Genomic DNA, 1,194 nt, shown 5'->3' with positions numbered 1-1,194 from the left:
CTCGCGCTCGAAATCGTCGAACGCGGACCGCGGCGGCATACGGATCCCGACGTTCACGCCGCTCATCGGAATGCGGCCGTTGCGAAGCCGCGGAAGTCGACGGCCGCACCCCCGCCTGCGAGCAGTCGGCCGATCTGCCTCAGAAGTTCGTTACTCTCCTCGATCGCTCCCACCACTGGCGCATTGTCCGCCGACCCGGTCACCTTCCCGTTCGAGAATGGGCTGTCCCGGTTCTCTGCGATCGAAATGACGTTCTTCTCGGCATCGATCCGGGTTTTCGTCAGCTGGGTAATCTCGTCGAGCAATTCGAAGTAGGGCGTCTGGCTGCCGCTGAACTCGCGCTGGATTGCCAGCAGCGACTGCGCGGCTTGGGCATAGGCGTCGTATGCGCTGCGGTCGCCCGCTTCTACGCGAGCCTTGAGCGGGTCATATGCGCTCTGAGCCGCCGACAGACGATCGCGCAGGCTGCGGCCGTTGTCCCCGATGGTCAGGTCGTCGAGCAGCGATTGCAGGCTTCCGGTGACCCGCTGCGCTGCTTCCTCGATCGCCTGGGCGCGTTCGAGGCCATAGAGCGCTTCAAGGTCGGCGTATTCCGATGCGCTGGCCCCAGCTTCACCGAATATTTTCTTCAGCCGCATGAACTCTTTGTCGAGCGTATCAAGCGCGGCTCCGACCGGATCGCGATATCCCTTGAGCCGCGTGAAGACGCTTTCGAAGTCGAGCGCCTTCTGAAGCTGAAGGTCGAGATCCTTGCCCGCCTGGATCAGCCGTTGCGTGCCCGCCTTTAGCCCTTGAATGACGCCATCATTGATGAGGTCGAGCATCGCCGCGCGCGCCGCCGCTTCTGCGTCATCCCCGAAATCAATGACCCCGTTCTTTGCCTTGGTTCGACCGGCGCCGGTGGGGTCGACGCGATATTTGCCCTTGCGGATCCCGATGCTGACACTTCCGCGTGACGGGTCGACATAGCCCCCGAGGCGGTCAGCTATTCCCGCGATGCTGTCGATGACGCTATCGGCCGCGCTGGCGCTTGCCTGCTTGTACTTCCCGGTGTTCCCGCGAACCGCGACAGCGAAATCGTCGCCGTTCCCAGAGATGGAGGCTGAACCGCGCTTCGCGCTGCCGAACAGGGCCGTCAAAAATGGGCCGATGATGTGATTGAGAATGCCCCCGTTCTTGATTTCGTCGTTACCG

Annotated in this window: 2 protein-coding genes; one reads left to right on the top strand and one right to left on the bottom strand. The window is 62.7% G+C overall.

Annotated features, from left to right (window positions below):
• Positions 1–62 precede the first annotated feature (62 nt).
• On the bottom strand, positions 63–824 hold the full coding sequence (locus K0M74_RS07740; protein WP_293970086.1) for a hypothetical protein: 762 nt from the start codon (positions 822–824) through the stop codon (positions 63–65).
• A gap of 172 nt (positions 825–996) precedes the next feature.
• Between K0M74_RS07740 and K0M74_RS07735 the strand changes: the two genes are divergently transcribed.
• Positions 997–1,158: a hypothetical protein gene (locus tag K0M74_RS07735; protein WP_293970083.1), complete on the top strand. Its 162-nt coding sequence runs from the start codon at positions 997–999 to the stop codon at positions 1,156–1,158.
• Positions 1,159–1,194: the final 36 nt, after the last annotated feature.

It is taken from the genome of Sphingopyxis sp. (genome assembly GCF_019459305.1).
GTDB lineage: Bacteria > Pseudomonadota > Alphaproteobacteria > Sphingomonadales > Sphingomonadaceae > Sphingopyxis.
The sequence above is the reverse complement of the archived record's forward strand: the minus strand, read 5'-3'. Positions and strand labels throughout refer to the sequence as shown.